We start from the raw sequence: 17,113 nt of genomic DNA, 5'->3' as shown, positions 1-17,113 counted from the left end.
TACGGCGCCCTCACTTGGAGCACCCGCCCCGCTCCGAGTGCACGCCCGCGTTCTGCCACACGCCCTGCGGGTTCTTCGCCAGCGAGACCACGTAGAGGACGTCGGGATTCGTGCCCGCCGGATTCCCCTGGACCTTGCCGGTCTTACGGTTCTTCGTGTACGCCTTGCTCTCGTCCGTGCAGTAGCTGAGGGACGCGCCTCTCCCGGTCTTGGCCAGGCTGACCTTGGGGTCGAAGGCGGGGAGCTTGCCGATGACGGTGACGTTCTTGTCCGTGTAGGACTTGATCCACGTCTTGGTCTGCTGGATGACCGCCTCGGTGTCGTAGAAGGCGACGTCCTTGCTGTCGGGGTTGTTCGCGATGATCGCCGCGTACCCCGCCCGGAGTTCTTCCTTCGCGTCGTCGAGCACCGCCTGCTCCACCGGATCGCTGCTCGTCCAGTTCGCGAACGTGAGCTGGAAGTTGCTCGGCAGCGTGATCACCGGACGCTTGACGCCGGACGGTGCCGACGCCGACGCGGCGGCCGACGGGCTCTTCGAGCCCGTGTCCGCGCCCTTGATGTCGTCCGTCTTGCCGCCGCCGCTTCCGCCGCAGGCGGTCAGCAGCAGGGCCGCGGTCGTCGTCGTCAAGGTGGTCAGTGTCAAGGTGCGGCGGGCCACAGTTGAGTCTCCCCCGAGTTCGGCGTATGCAGCTGGGAACGAAGTTATCAGGGGCGTATGACAGTCACTTGAGCGGTTGCGGGGGATTGTGTGGGGGCGGCGGGCGGGTGTTCACGTTTCCCCTCCGGGCTTCGCCGTGTCAGTGCGAGTCAATAGGATCTCTGTAGGCTCAGCCCACCCCCCAGCCCGACTTCCTCCACTCACCACCCAGGACACCCGCCATGGCGCGACGCAGCACATCAAGCTCGACGGGAGGCCCCAGCGGAGGCCCGACGAGCCCACGGAACCGGACACCGCAGCCGGTGCGTGTGCGGCGGCGTACTTTCGGGGACTTCGTCAAGGCGTTCCTGGCGTTCGTGGCCCTGCTCGCGCTGGTCGTCGGCGTGCCCGGGGCGCTGGCCGTCACCGTGGGCTGGCCGCTGCCGCACGAGGCGCCGTCGCTCGACTGGCTCCAGCAGGAGATCACGGTCACGACGTTCCTGCACGTGCTGACGGTCATCGTCTGGCTGGCCTGGGCGCAGTTCACCGCCTGCGTGCTCGTCGAGGTCAAGGCCGCGCTCTCCGGTGTCGGCCTGCCCGGCCGGGTGCCCGGTGCCGGGCCCAGTCAGCTGCTCGCCCGTCAGCTCGTCGCCGCGCTGCTGCTCGTCGGCGCCACGGCCGCCAGCCTCACGCCGGGGCTGTCGCAGCTCGGGCACAGCCTTGAGGGCAACCAGAAGGGGACGGTCGCCGCGGCCCAGCAGACGCCGGGCAGCCTGTTCACCCAGCCGCAGGAGCAGGCCGCGAGCGCCGCGGCCGCCGTCGCCGGACAGGCCTCGCACGCCGCGGCCCAGGCGGACGCGGGGGGTGGCACCGCCGCCCGGGACGGCGGCACGAAGTACTACCGGATCCAGCCGCCGGAGGGGCGTCACCACGACTCCCTCTGGGAGATAGCCCAGCGGCACCTCGGCGACGGGCGCCGGTACAAGGAGATCTACGAGCTCAACAAGGACCGCGCCCAGCCCGACGGTTCGCGGCTGTCCGAGGCCAGTCTCATCCGGCCCGGCTGGATCATGGAGATGCCGGCGGACGCGCACGGCGGCGAGCTCGTCGAGATGCCCGAGGCGCACGTCTCCCCGGACGTCAAGGAGCAGATCCACGACTACGCCAAGTCCGGGGACCACGCCCAGGGGCAGCACGAAGGTTCCTCGCAGGTCTCCCTGCCCCAGCAGCGGCCCGCCCCGGACGCCACCGGGGACCGGCACGAGCAGCACGCCACCCCGCCCGCTCCCTCCACCGATTCCCACAGCACCTCCCACGGCACCGGCTTCGGCCTGCCCGAGGCCCTCCTCGGCGCCCCCCTCCTCGCCGCCGGTCTCCTCGGTGCCCTCGGCCGCCGGCGCCGGCAGGCGCTGTGGCAGTCGGCGCTCGGTGCCGTCGGCGGGCGGCGCGGCATGGAGCCGCCGACGCCGACCGGGGACGCCCAGGACGTCCAGGACGCGCTGCTGGTCGGCGCCGACCCCGACGGCGTACGGCTGCTGGACCGGTCGCTGCGCGGGCTCGCCGCCTCCCTCGCCGCCGAGTCGCGCGCGCTGCCCGTCGTCTACGCCGCCTGGCTCAGCAACGGCGATCTGCACCTCCAGCTCGCCCAGCCGGCCGGCAAGCCGCCGACGCCGTGGCGGCTCGGGCAGGACCAGACGTTCTGGATGCTGTCCCGCACCGACGCCGAGCGGTACGAGGACGTCGACACGGCCGCGCCGTACCCGGGCCTCGTCAGCCTCGGCACCATGGACGACTCGCGGCTGCTGCTCAACCTGGAGGCCGTGCCCGGCATCGTCTCGCTGAGCGGGCGCGAGGCCGACCGGGCCGCCCTGTTCGCCTCCGTCGCCGCCGAACTCGCCACCAACGGCTGGTCGGACCGTATGACCATCACCCTCGTCGGCTTCGGCGAGGACCTCACCGCGCTCGCCCCCAACCGACTGCGCCACCTCGACGGCATCGAGGCGCTGATCGAGACCATGGAGGCCGAGACGCGGCAGCGCCGGGGCGCCCTCGGCGCCGCCGGGCACGACTCCGTGCTCACCGGCCGCACCGGGCCCGCCCAGCACACCCGTTGGGCCCCGCACCTCGTGCTGCTCGCCGCCCAGCCCGCCGCCGAGGACGCCGTGAAGCTCGCCGAACTCGCCGCCGACGCCAGCCGTCTCGGCATCGGCTACCTGGTCGGCACCGAGACCGGCGACCTGCCCGGCGCCGCCTGGGAGATGGAGATCACTGCCCAGGGCAAGCTGCTCGCCCCGCTGCTCGGCCTCGAACTCGACGCCCAGCTCCTGCCCGCCGCCCAGCGGCACGCGGTCGTCGAGCTGTTCGTCGAGGCCGACCCCGAGCGTGACCCGGACGGACCGACCACCACCCCGCCGTTCCTCGTCGACATCAGCGAACAGGGGCGGCCGGCGGTGTACGCGCGTCTGGTCGGGTCGTACGAGATCATCGGCCTCGACACCCCGGACGGCGACCGCAGCGCCCTGCTGCACGAGGCGCTCGCCCTGCTGCTCCTGCACCGCGAGGGCGTCCACCCGCGCGTGCTGGCCTCCGCGTTGTGGCCGCGCGGCGTCACGGACGACGTGCGGGACGCGCTCATGGAGCGGCTGCGCGCCTGGCTCGGCACCGAACCCGACGGCAGCCCCCGGCTCGGCGCCGACGAGACCGGGCGGCTCACGCTCGCCAAGTCGGTCGTCTCCGACCTGGACGTACTGCGTTCCCTCTACCACGAGGCCACGCAGGGCAAGGGCGTCGACAGCCGGGCGGTCCGGGGACGGCTGCTCACCGACGCGCTGGTGCTGGTCCGCGGACCGCTGCTCGCCGACCGGCCCGAGGGCCGCTACCGCTGGCTCACCCACGAGATCATCGACGCCCGGCTCCCGCTGCTGGTCGCCGACATCGGCCTCGCGCTGTCCGCCTTCCACCTGGAGAAGGACCGCGCGGAGAAGGCCATCGAGGCCCTGAACGCGGCGCTCAGGACCGCCCCGGACGACGAGCGCCTGTGGAACGAGCTCCTGCGTGCCACCCACGCCACCGATGACCCGGCCCGGCTGAACTCCCTCGCCGCCGACCTCCTCGGCCGCAGCGGGGCCCGCGGCCTGCCGCCGCGCACCGAGGCGCTCCTCGACGAGCTCCTCCCGACCTGGCGCGAGGGCGTCGCCGCGACCGGATGACCGACGCCCTGCTGATCGTCGCCGCCGCGCTGTGGGGCGCGGCGGCGGGAACCCTGCTGCCCCGGGCCGCCTACCGCTTCTCCGTCCCCCCGGAGGAGGAGTGGCGGGAGAACTGTCCGGGCGGCCATCCGGTCGCGGGGTGGCTCGGGCGGGCGCGCTGCACGCGATGCACGTGGCCCGAGTCGTCGTACGGCCCGCACGCCTGGCGGCTCGCCGCCGTCACCGGCGTCGTCTGCGCCGCTCTCGCCGCCGCCACCGGCACCCGGCCCGAACTCGGCGTCTGGCTGCTGCTCGCGCCCCCTGCGGTGCTGCTGGCGGTGGTGGACCTGCGGGTGCACCGGCTGCCGGACGCGGTGACGCTGCCGCTCGCGGGGGCCGCCCTCGGGCTGCTCGCGCTGGTCGCCCTGGTCCCCGAACACGCCGGGGACTGGCCGACCGCCCTGCTGGGCGCCCTCGCCCTCGGCGCCGGCTACTTCGTGCTGTGGCTCATCAACCCCGGTGCCATGGGCTTCGGCGATGTGAAGCTGGCGCTCGGGATGGGCGCCGTGCTCGGCTGGTACGGCTGGCCGACGGTGATGCTGGGCACCTTCGCCGGCTTCCTGTTCGGGGCGCTGTACGGCGGCGCGCTCGTCGTCGCGCGGCGCGCGGGCCGCAAGACGATGATCCCGTTCGGGCCGTTCCTGATCGCGGGGGCCTTCGCGGGGGTCCTGATCGGCGCGTACACGGCCTGACGTCTCGGCGCGCACACGGCCTGACGTGAGCCGGACGAATGCCCTGACGTAGGCTGGTTCGGTCCGTCCACAACCCTTGTGAACCGTGCGAAAGGGACCCCGGTGACCGAGAAGGCCGACCTTCAGTCCGTCCTCGACCGTGCCGCCGCCGGTGGGCGGATCACCCCTGAGGAGGCACTCGCCCTCTACCGCGACGCCCCGCTGCACGCGCTGGGCTCCGCCGCCGACGCCGTACGCCGCCGCAAGTACGCCGGGACCGAGCACATCGCGACGTACATCATCGAGCGGAACATCAACTACACGAACGTGTGCGTCACGGCGTGCAAGTTCTGCGCCTTCTACGCGGCCCCCAAGGACACCGCGAAGGGCTGGACCCGCGACCTCGACGACATCCTGCGCCGCTGCGCGGAGACCGTGGAGCTGGGCGGCACGCAGATCATGTTCCAGGGCGGCCACCACCCGGACTACGGCGTCGAGTACTACGAGAAGCACTTCCGGGCCATCAAGGAGGCCTACCCGCAGCTGGTGATCCACTCGCTGGGCGCCTCCGAGGTCGAGCACATGGCCCGGATCAGCGGCGTCTCGGTGGAGGAGGCCATCACCCGCATCCACGAGGCGGGCCTGGACTCCTTCGCGGGCGCCGGCGCGGAGCTGCTTCCCGAGCGGCCGCGCAAGGCGATCGCCCCGCTGAAGGAGAGCGGCGAGCGCTGGCTGGAGATCATGGAGGCCGCGCACCGGCTGGGCGTGGAGTCCACCTCGACCATGCTGATGGGCACCGGCGAGACCAACGCCGAGCGGATCGAGCACCTGCGGATGATCCGGGACGTCCAGGACCGCACGGGCGGGTTCCGGGCGTTCATCCCGTACACCTACCAGCCCGAGAACAACCACCTGAAGGGCCGCACCCAGGCCACCCTCTTCGAGTACCTGCGGATGATCGCCATCGCCCGCGTCTTCCTCGACAACGTCCAGCACATCCAGGGCTCCTGGCTGACCACCGGCAAGGAGGTCGGCCAGCTGTCGCTGCACTACGGCGCGGACGACCTCGGCTCGATCATGCTGGAGGAGAACGTGGTCTCCTCGGCCGGCGCCAAGCACCGCTCCAACCGCCTCGAGATCATCGACCTCATCAGGAAGGCGGGCCGGGTACCGGCGCAGCGCGCGACGACGTACGAGCACCTCGTCGTCCACGACGACCCGGCGAACGACCCCGTCGACGAGCGCGTGATGTCGCACATCTCCTCCACGGCGATCACGGGCGGCACCGCCCATCCCGAGCTGAAGCTGCTCGCGTCCAACTAGCGCCGCTGTGCTGACGATTCACGCCGCCGGCCTCCTGGTCACGGGGAACCCGCTGCGGCCTCCCGTGCCGGGCGGCGCGGTGCTGGTCGACGGCCGGGAGGCGAGGGGCATGGGGCCGTACGAGGAACTGGCGGCCGCGCATCCGACGGCCCGCGTCCGGCACTGGCCGGGGGTTCTCGCGCCGGGTCTGCTCAACCCGTACGGGCCCGAACTGCTGGAGCAGGCCTACCATCCGGACCCGCGCGAGGCCGACGAGTTGGGCACCGAGCCGATCACCGGCGACGCTCTCACGGCGCTCGGCCTGACCGATGCCCGCTGGGGCGCCAGCGCGCGGCGCGGGGTGCAGCGGATGCTCGCCCACGGGACGATCGCGGTGGCGGGCGATCTGTGGCGGCCCGCGGTGCTGGACGCCGTGCACCGAGTGGGGCTGACGGCCGAGCAGCGGTTCGAGGACCCCGAGGGGCGACCGCGTCTTGACGTGTTGGCCGGACGGAGCCTCGCGGAGGCGATCCTGATGCCGCTGCTGCCTCTTGAGGGAATGGACGCGACGTTCGCCGTCTTCGACGCGCCGGACGAGGCCGGCCTCGCCGAGCGCGGCGCCGCGAGCTGCGTGGCGACCGTCGTGCGCGGGCGCTTGCTGCACCGGCGCCGCTGACCCTCCCGGCGGGTCAGCCCGCCAGCGCCTTCCCGAACGCCCCCGAACTCTGCTTCACCCCGCTGCAGTCGGTCGCCGCGTCGTCGGACGCGGAGTCGTCGTCCTCACACTGCTGGTCCCTGAAGCTGGACCACATCGACACCCAGGCGATCTCCTTCTCCTCGGCGAACGTCCGCAGCTGGGCCGCGTCGGAGAGGGTGAACGTCTCGCTGCCGATGTCGTTGACGCCGATCATCGAGGTCAGCGCCATGCCCCGCCAGGCGTTGGCGTCGGACAGGCCGAAGACCTTCTTCAGCTGGGTGTGGGTGGCCTCGGCGGCGGTGAGGGCGTAGTCGCCCATGTCGCCGGTGTACGACTCGCCGTAGTTCATCGTCATGATGTTGACGGTCGAGACCTGGACGTCGTACTCGTTCGCGGACTCCAGCAGCGCCAGGCCGTCGTCGTCCAGCCCCGAGGGCATCACCGGAAGGGTGAAGGAGACCGTGAGGCCGTCGCGGTCCTTCTGAAGCAGCGCTATCGCCTTCGAACGCAGGGCGACCGAGCCGGAGTCGGTCAGTTCGTCGCCCTCGATGTCGAAGTCGGCCTGGGTGGCGCCCGCCGCGTCCAGCGCCTCGGTGTAGGCGGCGGCCAGCTTCGACGCGCTGCCGCAGGTGGCCGCCAGCTCCTTGCCGGAGGCGCCGCCGAAGGACACCCGTACCGTGGCGCCGTCCTGCTTCAGCCGCGAGATCCGGCTCCTCACCGCCGAGTTGCCGATGGCGTACTCGTCGTTCCACTTCGGCGTGCAGTCGTTGCCGTCGGAGATCACGAAGGCCAGGTTGTACGTCGCCGGGGAGCCCGCGGAGTCGTTGTCGGAGGCGGTCGTGGCGCTGACGTACGGGGCGTAGGAGGTGCTCGAAGCGGCCGCGTTCTCGGTGCTCGCGGCACTCCGTTCGGGTGGCGCGGGCGCCGCCTTCGACGTTCCGTCGGAGCCCGAGGAGCACCCCGTGACTGCCATGGCAAACAGGCATGTGAGGCCGGTCGCCGGCTTCAGGAAACTCCTCATGAGTTCTGCACCCGCTCTCGTGATGTGTGTCTCAGCACTGAAACAAAGTCTCCTTCAAAAGGAAAACGTCTCATGCGAAGCCGATGTTCAATTCGGCGGACAATACACAGGCAATACATGGGTTGAGGGGTGCGAATCGGGCCAATCGGTCTGGATGGATGGGGTGTTCGGGTATTTTCCGCCCAGGATACGGTTGCGCAGGTATTCACAGAATCTCTCAGGGAACAGCTAGGTTGAGGCGTTTTTCATGGCCACCTCACATGAAGAAGGGATGCGGACACATAAAGAGTCTCTAATATCCGGGGAATGCATTCCGAGACTGCCATCGAAAGCACCACCGAGGGGCGCGGTCGCCGTCGCAAACGTGGCAACGGGTCCGTCGAGGGTCCCGTGTTCGTTGACAACTCCGGACGTCGGTCCAGAGTGCTGCGCCGCATCGGCACCGCCACGGGTGTCGTCTGTGCCGGCTACGCCGTCGTGCTCGTCATGGCCTTCATGGGCTGGGGCACCTCACTGACCCCGTCCTCGCTGCTGCCCTTCGCGGGCGGGCGGAGCGGTCAGGCCCCCGGCGGCTACGAGCCGCAGGGCGGGATCGGCCGCCAGGCCGGCCTGCCCAGCGGCGCCCCGTCGGCACCGCCCACGCCCAGGACCATGCCCACGGCCACGGCCACGGCCACGCCCACGGCCATCGCCACCTCGTCCGTGTCCGCCAACTGACGGGAGCGCAGCCACCCTCATGACTACTTCGACACCCGCACGCCGCAGACGCCGAGCCCCCACCCGTATGGAGCGGGCGGCCGGCAAGGCCGCGGCTCTGCAGAAACCGCGTGTCATCCTCGCCCTGCTGCTTCTGCTGGCGCTGACCTGCGTGATGCTGCTCGACGGCTATCTGCGCGCCGAGGTCGGCGGCGACCAGCGGGTGCGTGACGGCGCCAGCTCCAGCAAGGTCCCCGAAAAGATCCTCGACGGCGGCCCGATCCTCACCTTCCGGGGCGGCCGGGCGACCACCGTCTCCGTGCCGGACAAGACCATCGCGCTCACCTTCGACGACGGGCCGAACCCGACCTGGACGCCGCAGGTGCTCAAGATCCTCCAGGAGAACGACGTGCCCGGCACGTTCTTCCTGGTCGGCTCGATGGTGTCGCGCTACCCGAGCATCGTGAAGACGATGGTCGGGGACGGCAACGAGGTCGGCATCCACACCTTCACGCACGTCGACCTGTCGTACCAGAGCGACGCCCGCGTCAACCGCGAGATGCAGCAGACGCAGTTGGCCCTCGCGGGCGCGGCCGGCATCACGACCACGCTGTTCCGCGCGCCGTACTCCTCGGAGACGGACGCCATCGACAACTACAGCTGGCCCGTCTACGAGAAGCTCGGCAAGGACGGCTACACCAGCGTCTTCGTCGACACCGACAGCGACGACTGGAAGAAGCCGGGCGTCTCGAAGATCGTCAAGTGGGCCACGCCCAAGGGCACCAAGGGTGCCTCCGTGCTCTTCCACGATGCGGGTGGCGAGCGGTCGCAGACCATCAAGGCGCTGCCGCAGTACATCAAGAAGATGAAGGCGAAGGGCTACACCTTCACCACCATCAGCGGTGTCGTCCAGAAGCAGAACGCGGCGGAACGGCAGACGGCGGGTGGACAGCCCGGCAGCCGGCCTGGCGCCGGCACCGGTGCCGGGCCGGGCGGTCAGGGTGGCGCGAGCACCACCGCCCGCCTCCAGGCGGCTCACCGCACCGCCACCGGCGTGACCCTCTACGAGGGCAAGGCCCTCATCGTCGCCGTCGCCGTCGCCGAATGGACCGTGCCCGCGCTGTCGGTCGGGCTGCTGGTCGTGGGCGTCGCCGTCATGGGCCGCTTCGGGATGATGCTGATCCTCGCCCGCAGCCACTACAGACAGCGCAACAAACGCCGCTTCAGCTGGGGTCCGCCGGTCACCCAGCCGGTGAGTGTGATCGTCCCGGCGTACAACGAGAAGGAGTGCATCGCCAACACCCTCCAGTCGCTGGCGCAGAGCACCCATCCGATCGAGATCATCGTGGTCGACGACGGTTCGACCGACGACACGTCCGAGATCGCGCGCAGCGCGGCCGAGTCGCTCGGCATGCGCAACGTCCGCGTCATCCGGCAGGAGAACGCGGGCAAGCCGGCCGCCCTGAACAACGGCGTCCGCAACGCCAGTCACGACATCGTCGTGATGATGGACGGCGACACCGTCTTCGAGGCGGACACCGTACGGCAGCTGGTGCAGCCCTTCGCCGACCCGGAGGTCGGCGCGGTCGCGGGCAACGCCAAGGTCGGCAACCGCGACACGGTCATCGGCGCCTGGCAGCACATCGAGTACGTGATGGGCTTCAACCTGGACCGGCGCATGTACGACCTGCTGCGCTGCATGCCCACCATCCCGGGTGCGATCGGCGCGTTCCGCCGGGACGCGGTGCTGGAGGTCGGCGGCATGAGCGAGGACACCCTCGCCGAGGACACCGACATCACCATCGCCATGCACCGCGCGGGCTGGCGGGTGGTCTACCAGGAGCACGCCAAGGCCTGGACGGAGGCGCCCGGTTCGCTCAAGCAGCTGTGGTCGCAGCGCTACCGCTGGTCGTACGGCACCATGCAGGCGCTGTGGAAGCACCGCAAGTCCCTCACGGACAAGGGGCCCTCGGGGCGCTTCGGCCGGGTCGGCATGCCGCTGGTGGTGCTCTTCCAGATCGTCACGCCCGTCTTCGCCCCGCTCATCGACGTGTTCACCGCCTACTCGATGATCTTCATCGACTTCCAGGCGGCGCTGCTCGCCTGGCTCGCGGTGCTCGCCGTCCAGTTGGTGTGCGCGGCGTACGCCTTCCGCCTGGACCGCGAGAAGTACCGCTACCTGCTGATGATGCCGCTGCAACAGCTGGCCTACCGGCAGATGATGTACCTCGTCCTCATCCACTCCTGCATCACCGCCCTCACCGGCGGCCGGCTGCGCTGGCAGAAGCTCAAGCGCACGGGTGAGGTCGGGACGCCGGCGGGGGTGAGCGGCTGATGAGCTGGGAGCAGCAGCAGGGGTACGGGCAGCCGTATCCGCAGGGGTACGACGGTTACCAGTACGGGGAGCAGCAGTACCCGCGGCACTATGCGGACTACGGGCAGGTCGCGGCGGCGGAGGCCACGGCGCCGCTGCCGGTGGTGGAAGCGGCCCCCGAACCGGAAGCCGCACCCGAACGCGAACGCCCACGCGAACCCGAACCCGAACCCCGGGCTTCCGCCGCCGGGGAGAGGAAGTCCCGGGCCAAGCCCAGGCCCACGGGCCGCGACCGCTACTTCGACACCCTCCGTGCCGTCGCCCTCATCCGTGTCGTCACCTATCACACCTTCGGCTGGGCCTGGTGCGGGATGGTCTTCCCGTCCATGGGGATCATGTTCGGCCTGGCCGGCACCCTGATGGCGAAGTCGCTGGAGCGCCCCGCGGCCAAGGTCCTGAAGAGCCGGCTGCGCAGGCTGCTGCCGCCGTTCTGGTTCTGGGGCGTCTTCGTGGTGCTGGCGATGCTGATCCACGACTGGATACCGGGCTGGCAGATCGTCTACTGGATCGTGCCGCTCGGCGACCCGCCCGGCAACGCCTGGGGCGAGCAGGCCTGGGAGATCCTCTGGTACCTGCGCACGTACCTCTGGTTCGTGCTGCTGTCCCCGCTGCTGCTGCGGGTCTTCCGGCTCGCCCCGGCCCTGGTGCTGGTGCTCTCCCTCGCGCCGATCCTGGTGCTGGACTTCGTCTGGTCCGGCCCGGACAACCGGCTGGGCAGCGCCCTGTGGGACCTGTCGACGTACCTCTTCTGCTGGATCCTCGGCTTCGCCCACCGCGACGGTGTGCTCCAGCGGATGAAACCGGCCCTGGTGGTCGTGCTCTCGTTCGCCGTGCTCGGGTACGGCGCCTGGTACGCCTTCTCGCACCAGGCCGACTTCGGCACGTACGACCTGGACGAGGACCCCCTCGCGCAGGCCTTCTGGTCGGCCGGTTTCGTGATGCTGCTGATGTGGGCGAAGGCGTACTTCCGGATCGACTTCGCCTGGCTCACCCGCTTCAAGCGGCTGGACCGGACGGTCACGGTCTTCAACGCGCGCGCGGTGACGATCTACCTCTGGCACGAGATCGCACTGGTCCTCGCGGTCCCGCTGATCGACCAGTTCTGGAATGTCCCCGCCTTCGAGAAGTACCTGCCGCTGGACAGCCAGTGGTTCATGTTCGGCATCGGCTGGGTCCTGATCGCGTTGTTCATCCTGCTGTGCGGCTGGGTGGAGGACGTGGCGGCGAGGAAGAAGCCGAGACTGCTGCCGTGACGGCCCGGATCCATCGGGAGGGCGGCCGGGGGCGCTGCGCCGGTGCCGTGGCGCCTGCTGCCACAATGGGCCCGTGACCCGCGCATCCCTGGACAAGCAGCCGCACGAAGTCGCCTCGATGTTCGACAACGTGGCGGAACGGTACGACCTGACCAACGACGTGCTGTCCCTGGGGCAGGACCGGCGCTGGCGCAAGGAGGTCGCGAAGGCGGTCGACGCGCGCCCCGCGCAGAAGGTCCTGGACCTGGCCGCGGGGACCGCCACCTCGTCGCTGCCGTTCGCCCAGACGGGCGCCTACGTCGTCCCCTGCGACTTCTCCCTGGGCATGCTCCAGGTCGGCAAGCGGCGCAACTCCTGGCTGCCCTTCACGGCCGGCGACGCCACGCGGCTGCCGTTCAAGGACGACACCTTCGACGCCGTCACGATCTCCTTCGGGCTGCGCAACGTGCACGACACGGACGCGGCGCTGCGCGAGATGTACCGGGTGACCCGGCCCGGCGGGCGGGTGGTGATCTGCGAGTTCTCGCACCCCGTCCGGGCGCCCTTCCGTACGGTCTACACCGAGTACCTGATGCGCGCCCTGCCGCCCGTCGCGCGGGCGGTCTCCTCCAACCCCGACGCCTACGTCTACCTCGCCGAGTCCATCCGCGCCTGGCCCGACCAGCCCGCGCTGGGCGAACGGCTGCGCGAGGCGGGCTGGTCCCGGGTCGCGTGGCGGAACCTGACGGGCGGCGTGGTCGCCCTGCACCGCGGTTTCAAGGAGAGCTGAAGCCGGCGACGGCGTACGGATCGCCCGGCTCGTCCAGTTCGCGTTGCAGCCCGCCCCTGGGCGGTCTCGGGATGCGGGGCTCCCGCACGCCCCCACCGCCCTCTCCCTCACCGAAGTCGAACCACACGTACACCATGGACTCCCGGGGCACCTCGGCCCCGGGCTGCGGGTACTGGCGTACGACGTAGTCGACGACGGTGTGGGGGAAGTCCGGCCGGTCCGGGGCGTTGAGGAACAGCCCCCACGCCTGGGCGGTCTCGCGCGCGTCGACGGCCATCAGACCGACGAGACGGGGTACGCGCACTTCGGGTGTTTTGGGTGTTATACGCACAGATGTCACCCCCAGTGGTACTGGAAGGGTAACCCCGCGCGCGCGGCAGTCGGAAGCTTCTGATGTCTTTCTGTGACAGTCAATTACTCTCTGTAGTCACATTCCGGGTCATTTCAGGTCAGAACGAGCCGGTAGCAGAGCGTCGGCACGCCCAGCCTCGGGTAGGTGTAGGTCTCGGCGGGCTCCATGCCCAGGCGCCGGGCCACCGCGACGGAACGCTCGTTGTCGGGCCGGATCACGGCCACCACCTCCGGCACGCCCGCCGCCCGCACCCGGTCGAGCGTCTCGCGCGCCGCCGCGAGGGCGTACCCCTTGCCCCAGTGCGCCCGCCCGATCCGCCAGCCGATCTCTATCTCGCCCTTCGGTCCCCACTCCCGCGGCCACGGCTGGGCGCCCGTGAAACCGATGACCTCGTCGTCCGCGCCGAGCAGGGACCACAGGCAGAAGCCCCGCTCGGCGTCGTGCCGGCGCTGACGGGCGGTGAGCTCCTCGTAGACCGACAGGGTCGCCGACGTGCCGCCGAAGAACTCCATGACCTCGGGGTCGTCGAAGGCCCGGTGCCAGGCGAACGCGTCCTCGTGGGTGGGGACGCGCAGTCGTACCGCGGGGAGAGGTCGGTTCACGGAGGCAGCCCTTCAGCCGAGTGATCAATGCTGCTGAATAGACTGCCCATGTCCCGTGCCGGTCGGCACGCACATTACGAACCTTGGGGAGATCCCGCCGTGACCGAGCCCCTCTCCGACAACACCGCCGATGTGATCGTCGTGGGCGCGGGGCCAGCCGGCTCCACCACCGCTTACCACCTCGCCAGGTCCGGCCTCGACGTACTCCTGCTGGAGAAGACCGAGTTCCCGAGGGAGAAGGTCTGCGGCGACGGCCTCACCCCGCGTGCCGTGAAGCAGCTCGTCGCGATGGGCGTCGACATCTCCGAGGAGGCCGGCTGGCTGCGCAACAAGGGCCTGAGGATCATCGGCGGCGGCGTCCGCCTCCAGCTGGACTGGCCCGATCTCGCCTCCTTCCCCGACTACGGACTGGTGCGCAAGCGCGACGACTTCGACGAGCAGCTCGCCCGGCAGGCCCAGAAGGCGGGCGCGCGACTGTACGAGCGCTGCAACGTCTCCGGCCCCATCGTCGACGACCGCACCGGCCGCATCACCGGCGTCACCGCCAAGCTCGGTGAGGACAAGCGCGAGGTCTCCTTCCACGCGCCCCTCGTCGTCGCCGCCGACGGCAACTCCACCCGCCTGTCCCTCGCGATGGGCCTGCACCGCCGCGAGGACCGCCCGATGGGCGTCGCGGTCCGCACCTACTTCACCTCCCCGCGCCACGAGGACGACTACCTGGAGTCCTGGCTGGAGCTCTGGGACCGCCGCGGCCCCCAGGACCGCCTGCTGCCCGGCTACGGCTGGATCTTCGGCATGGGCGACGGGACGAGCAACGTCGGTCTGGGCGTCCTCAACACCTCCGACTCCTTCAAGGAGCTGGACTGGCGCGAGGTCCTGAAGGCCTGGTGCGCCTCCATGCCGGAGGACTGGGGCTACACGCCGGAGAACATGACCGGCCCGATCCGCGGCGCCGCCCTCCCGATGGCCTTCAACCGCCAGCCGCACTACACCAAGGGCCTGCTGCTGGTCGGCGACGCCGGCGGACTGGTCAACCCCTTCAACGGCGAGGGCATCGCCTACGCCATGGAGTCCGGCCAGCTCGCCGCCGACGTCATCGTCCAGGCCCACGCGCGGTCCACGCCCGGCGGGCGCGAACTGGCCCTCCAGCGCTACCCGCGCGTCCTCAAGGACACCTACGGCGGCTACTACACGCTGGGCCGCGCCTTCGTGAAGCTCATCGGCAACCCGAAGGTCATGCAGATCGCCGCCCAGCGCGGCCTGACCCACCCGATGCTGATGAAGTTCACCCTGAAGCTCCTGGCCAACCTCACCGACCCGACGGGCGGCGACGCGATGGACCGGATCATCAACGGCCTGAGCCGGGTGGCACCGAAGGCGTGAGCGCCCTGACGGCCCGGCGGGAGGACACGTCCTCCCGCCGGGCCGCTCCGCATCCAGTTGACGACATGTCCGACATGCTCGACAACTAGGCATTCCAGGAGACCCCGAAGGGCCGCTGCCCCCGAGCGGCTGCGGCCCTTCACGTGTTGCGGTGGGGTGCGGTCAGAGCACCCGCACGGCACCGGTCGGCGGGTCGTACGAGAGCGGGTGCTCTCCGACGCCGCTGGAGGGGTTCTGCGCGCCGACGAACATGCCGTCGCCCACGTACACCGCCACGTGGTACGCGCTGCCCGCACCGCCCCAGTACAGGATGTCGCCCGGCTGAAGGTTGCTCAGCGACACCTGGGTGCCGGCCGTCGACTGGTCCTGGGAGACGCGCGGAAGGCTGATCCCGACCTGCTTGAAGGCCGTCTGCACCAGGCCGGAGCAGTCGTAGGCGGACGGGCCGGTGGCACCGGAGACGTACGCCTTGCCGATCTGCGCCTTGACGAACGCGACGACGGCAGCGGCCGAACCGGTGGCCGTGGACGTCGAGGTGCTCGTGGAGGTGCTGGTGGTGGCCTTGGCGGAGAGGGTGGTCCGCTCCGAGTTGCGCGAGGCGCGGGCGGCGGCCTCCTTGCGGGCGGCCTCCTGCGCGGCCTTCTTCTTGGCCTCCGCCTTCTGCTTCGCGTCCGCGAGGTCCGACTTGGCCTGCTTGGCGGCCTTTGCGGCGGCCGCGTCACGCTCGGCCTGCAGTTGGTAGTTCGCGGCGGCCTGCTGCGTGGCGTCCGCGGACTGGGCGACCTGAGTGGCCACGTCGGCCGTCAGCGTGGGCAGTTCGAGGGTCTGCGTCACCGGCTCGGCGGCGTTCGCCGCGCCGGACGCCCCGGCCACTGCCAGGGTGCTGAGGACGCCACCGGCAACTCCGGCCCGCATCGCGATTTTCGACGCGCTGCGGCGGGGTTTCCGGTGGCTGCGTATGTGAGCGGTGTGGGACATGGGGATAAGCGGTACCAGGGGCTCCTTCATATCTTCAAGAAACGTGTGCTGCGCCACATTTACTCAACCGAGCCCCTGAAACCCGCGCGCGTCGTTCCTTATTGACGCCGTAACGGACATTGCGGACGCGGGCAATCAGGCCGTTGATCATGGGTTTTCATGATTACGTCCGAATTGCCCTCTGCCTACCATCGGTTGCGTTCCGTGGCCAAGCCCGGTTCTCAGACGCCTCTCATCAATGTGGCGGAGGTCACGGAACGGTCACCTGGGGGGCCGCGTCTCGCGCGTGGATCACGGCCGGATCACGGCCGGGTTACGCGACGGACCTCGTGAACGCGTGCACGCGTCCACATTCCACACCGGGGCTCCCTCTGATGTGTGAACGCGAGGCTCTATCAGGGCGTGACGTCCAGCGCGAATTTGCATGCAAGGGAAGTCTCTTGATATTGAGACGAGCCCTCCGGCCTGCGGTGACGAGCGAAAATGTCACCTCTGGTGATCACTCGGACGCTTCCGGTGCGAAGATCACTGCTCATCCGACTTCATGATCGTTCGTCAGGTGGTGGAGATCACAAAGCTTGTGTAATACGCCGTGTCGCAGATCACAGAGCGGCGGGCATAAGATGCGAGGCAGTCGGGCTTGTGACCTGCTTCACATGTTCTCGATCTTCGCCCGGGACGAGCGGGGTTCGTGGGACCGGTGAGGCGGATGGTCCGACGCAACCGCCAGCAGTCAGTGCCGACTGAGAGGAGCGAGGAGCGGTGAACGCGTATGCGCCCATCCTCGTACTGGGAGCCCTCGGGGCAGGCTTTGCGATCTTCTCCGTGGTCATGGCCACGCTGATCGGTCCGAAGCGGTACAACCGCGCCAAGCTCGAGGCCTACGAGTGCGGTATCGAGCCGACACCCACGCCGGCCGGCGGCGGGCGCTTCCCCATCAAGTACTACCTGACGGCGATGCTCTTCATCGTCTTCGACATCGAGATCGTCTTCCTCTACCCCTGGGCCGTCACCTTCGACGCCCTGGGTGTTTTCGGGCTCGTGGAGATGCTGCTCTTCGTGCTCACCGTCTTCGTCGCCTACGCGTACGTGTGGCGGCGCGGCGGCCTGGAATGGGACTGAGGGGCCTT

The 17,113-nt window shown here is 70.1% G+C and carries 15 protein-coding genes; 10 read left to right on the top strand and 5 right to left on the bottom strand.

The window, feature by feature from the left end; translation table 11 throughout:
• Positions 1-10 precede the first annotated feature (10 nt).
• A complete protein-coding gene (locus ABZ915_RS36025; protein ID WP_361812180.1) occupies positions 11-628 on the bottom strand; it encodes a hypothetical protein in 618 nt (205 codons plus the stop codon).
• Positions 629-879: 251 nt separating this feature from the next.
• On the opposite strand from ABZ915_RS36025, the gene ABZ915_RS36020 reads away from it, so the two are divergent.
• From ABZ915_RS36020 to ABZ915_RS36005, 4 genes are all read left to right on the top strand, one after another.
• Complete coding sequence (locus tag ABZ915_RS36020) at positions 880-3,846, top strand: BTAD domain-containing putative transcriptional regulator (protein WP_361812177.1); 2,967 nt, start codon at positions 880-882, stop codon at positions 3,844-3,846.
• Positions 3,843-4,577 carry an A24 family peptidase gene (locus ABZ915_RS36015; RefSeq protein ID WP_361812174.1) on the top strand — a complete coding sequence of 245 codons (735 nt, stop codon included), beginning with the start codon at positions 3,843-3,845 and terminating at the stop codon, positions 4,575-4,577. The genes ABZ915_RS36020 and ABZ915_RS36015 overlap by 4 nt, the downstream gene beginning before the upstream one ends.
• 102 nt (positions 4,578-4,679) lie before the next feature.
• The gene (gene mqnC / locus ABZ915_RS36010; protein WP_361812171.1) at positions 4,680-5,879 is read left to right on the top strand and encodes a cyclic dehypoxanthinyl futalosine synthase; all 1,200 of its coding nucleotides are present in this window, start codon (positions 4,680-4,682) and stop codon (positions 5,877-5,879) included.
• Positions 5,880-5,886: 7 nt separating this feature from the next.
• Entirely contained in the window at positions 5,887-6,534 is a 648-nt protein-coding gene (locus ABZ915_RS36005) for a hypothetical protein (RefSeq protein WP_361812168.1), read from the top strand.
• A gap of 13 nt (positions 6,535-6,547) precedes the next feature.
• Here ABZ915_RS36005 and ABZ915_RS36000 read toward each other — a convergent pair whose 3' ends face one another.
• Complete coding sequence (locus ABZ915_RS36000) at positions 6,548-7,576, bottom strand: chitinase (protein WP_361812165.1); 1,029 nt, start codon at positions 7,574-7,576, stop codon at positions 6,548-6,550.
• Between the two features lie 306 nt (positions 7,577-7,882).
• Here ABZ915_RS36000 and ABZ915_RS35995 point away from each other — a divergent pair, with 306 nt between their 5' ends.
• The 4 genes from ABZ915_RS35995 to ABZ915_RS35980 all read left to right on the top strand — a co-directional run bounded on the left by ABZ915_RS35995 (position 7,883) and on the right by ABZ915_RS35980 (position 12,668).
• Positions 7,883-8,293, top strand: coding sequence for a hypothetical protein (locus ABZ915_RS35995; RefSeq protein WP_361812162.1), 411 nt, complete (start codon positions 7,883-7,885; stop codon positions 8,291-8,293).
• Between the two features lie 19 nt (positions 8,294-8,312).
• On the top strand, positions 8,313-10,607 hold the full coding sequence (locus ABZ915_RS35990; protein WP_361812159.1) for a glycosyltransferase: 2,295 nt from the start codon (positions 8,313-8,315) through the stop codon (positions 10,605-10,607).
• The gene (locus ABZ915_RS35985; protein WP_361812156.1) at positions 10,607-11,899 is read left to right on the top strand and encodes an acyltransferase; all 1,293 of its coding nucleotides are present in this window, start codon (positions 10,607-10,609) and stop codon (positions 11,897-11,899) included. Before ABZ915_RS35990 ends, ABZ915_RS35985 begins: the two co-directional genes overlap by 1 nt.
• A 73-nt stretch (positions 11,900-11,972) precedes the next feature.
• Complete coding sequence (locus ABZ915_RS35980) at positions 11,973-12,668, top strand: demethylmenaquinone methyltransferase (protein WP_361812153.1); 696 nt, start codon at positions 11,973-11,975, stop codon at positions 12,666-12,668.
• Here the strand turns inward: ABZ915_RS35980 and ABZ915_RS35975 are convergent.
• Together ABZ915_RS35975 and ABZ915_RS35970 are read right to left on the bottom strand one after the other, a co-directional pair.
• Complete coding sequence (locus ABZ915_RS35975; protein WP_361812150.1) at positions 12,655-12,972, bottom strand: PASTA domain-containing protein; 318 nt, start codon at positions 12,970-12,972, stop codon at positions 12,655-12,657. The genes ABZ915_RS35980 and ABZ915_RS35975 overlap by 14 nt on opposite strands.
• A 140-nt stretch (positions 12,973-13,112) precedes the next feature.
• Positions 13,113-13,622 (bottom strand): GNAT family N-acetyltransferase, encoded by a 510-nt coding sequence (locus ABZ915_RS35970; RefSeq protein WP_361812147.1) that lies wholly within the window; start codon positions 13,620-13,622, stop codon positions 13,113-13,115.
• A gap of 48 nt (positions 13,623-13,670) precedes the next feature.
• Between ABZ915_RS35970 and ABZ915_RS35965 the strand changes: the two genes are divergently transcribed.
• The gene (locus ABZ915_RS35965; RefSeq protein WP_361812144.1) at positions 13,671-15,005 is read left to right on the top strand and encodes a geranylgeranyl reductase family protein; all 1,335 of its coding nucleotides are present in this window, start codon (positions 13,671-13,673) and stop codon (positions 15,003-15,005) included.
• A gap of 162 nt (positions 15,006-15,167) precedes the next feature.
• Here ABZ915_RS35965 and ABZ915_RS35960 read toward each other — a convergent pair whose 3' ends face one another.
• Positions 15,168-15,983 (bottom strand): C40 family peptidase, encoded by an 816-nt coding sequence (locus ABZ915_RS35960; RefSeq protein ID WP_361812141.1) that lies wholly within the window; start codon positions 15,981-15,983, stop codon positions 15,168-15,170.
• 762 nt (positions 15,984-16,745) lie between these two features.
• Between ABZ915_RS35960 and ABZ915_RS35955 the strand changes: the two genes are divergently transcribed.
• Positions 16,746-17,105, top strand: coding sequence for an NADH-quinone oxidoreductase subunit A (locus ABZ915_RS35955; RefSeq protein ID WP_007383963.1), 360 nt, complete (start codon positions 16,746-16,748; stop codon positions 17,103-17,105).
• Positions 17,106-17,113: the final 8 nt, after the last annotated feature.

This window comes from Streptomyces sp. NPDC046915 (assembly GCF_040644935.1).
In the GTDB taxonomy this organism is placed as follows: domain Bacteria; phylum Actinomycetota; class Actinomycetes; order Streptomycetales; family Streptomycetaceae; genus Streptomyces.
This window is presented reverse-complemented; position numbering and strand designations above follow the sequence as displayed.

What these genes read in the sequence shown, in the direction of transcription:
- ABZ915_RS35990 (WP_361812159.1), top strand. Translation starts at nt 8,313, where the DNA reads ATGACTACTTCGACACCCGCACGCCGCAGACGCCGAGCCCCCACCCGT.
- ABZ915_RS35985 (WP_361812156.1), top strand. Translation starts at nt 10,607, where the DNA reads ATGAGCTGGGAGCAGCAGCAGGGGTACGGGCAGCCGTATCCGCAGGGG.
- ABZ915_RS36020 (WP_361812177.1), top strand. Translation starts at nt 880, where the DNA reads ATGGCGCGACGCAGCACATCAAGCTCGACGGGAGGCCCCAGCGGAGGC.
- ABZ915_RS35965 (WP_361812144.1), top strand. Translation starts at nt 13,671, where the DNA reads ATGTCCCGTGCCGGTCGGCACGCACATTACGAACCTTGGGGAGATCCC.
- ABZ915_RS36000 (WP_361812165.1), bottom strand. Translation starts at nt 7,576, where the DNA reads ATGAGGAGTTTCCTGAAGCCGGCGACCGGCCTCACATGCCTGTTTGCC.
- ABZ915_RS35960 (WP_361812141.1), bottom strand. Translation starts at nt 15,983, where the DNA reads ATGTCCCACACCGCTCACATACGCAGCCACCGGAAACCCCGCCGCAGC.
- ABZ915_RS36015 (WP_361812174.1), top strand. Translation starts at nt 3,843, where the DNA reads ATGACCGACGCCCTGCTGATCGTCGCCGCCGCGCTGTGGGGCGCGGCG.
- ABZ915_RS35995 (WP_361812162.1), top strand. Translation starts at nt 7,883, where the DNA reads ATGCATTCCGAGACTGCCATCGAAAGCACCACCGAGGGGCGCGGTCGC.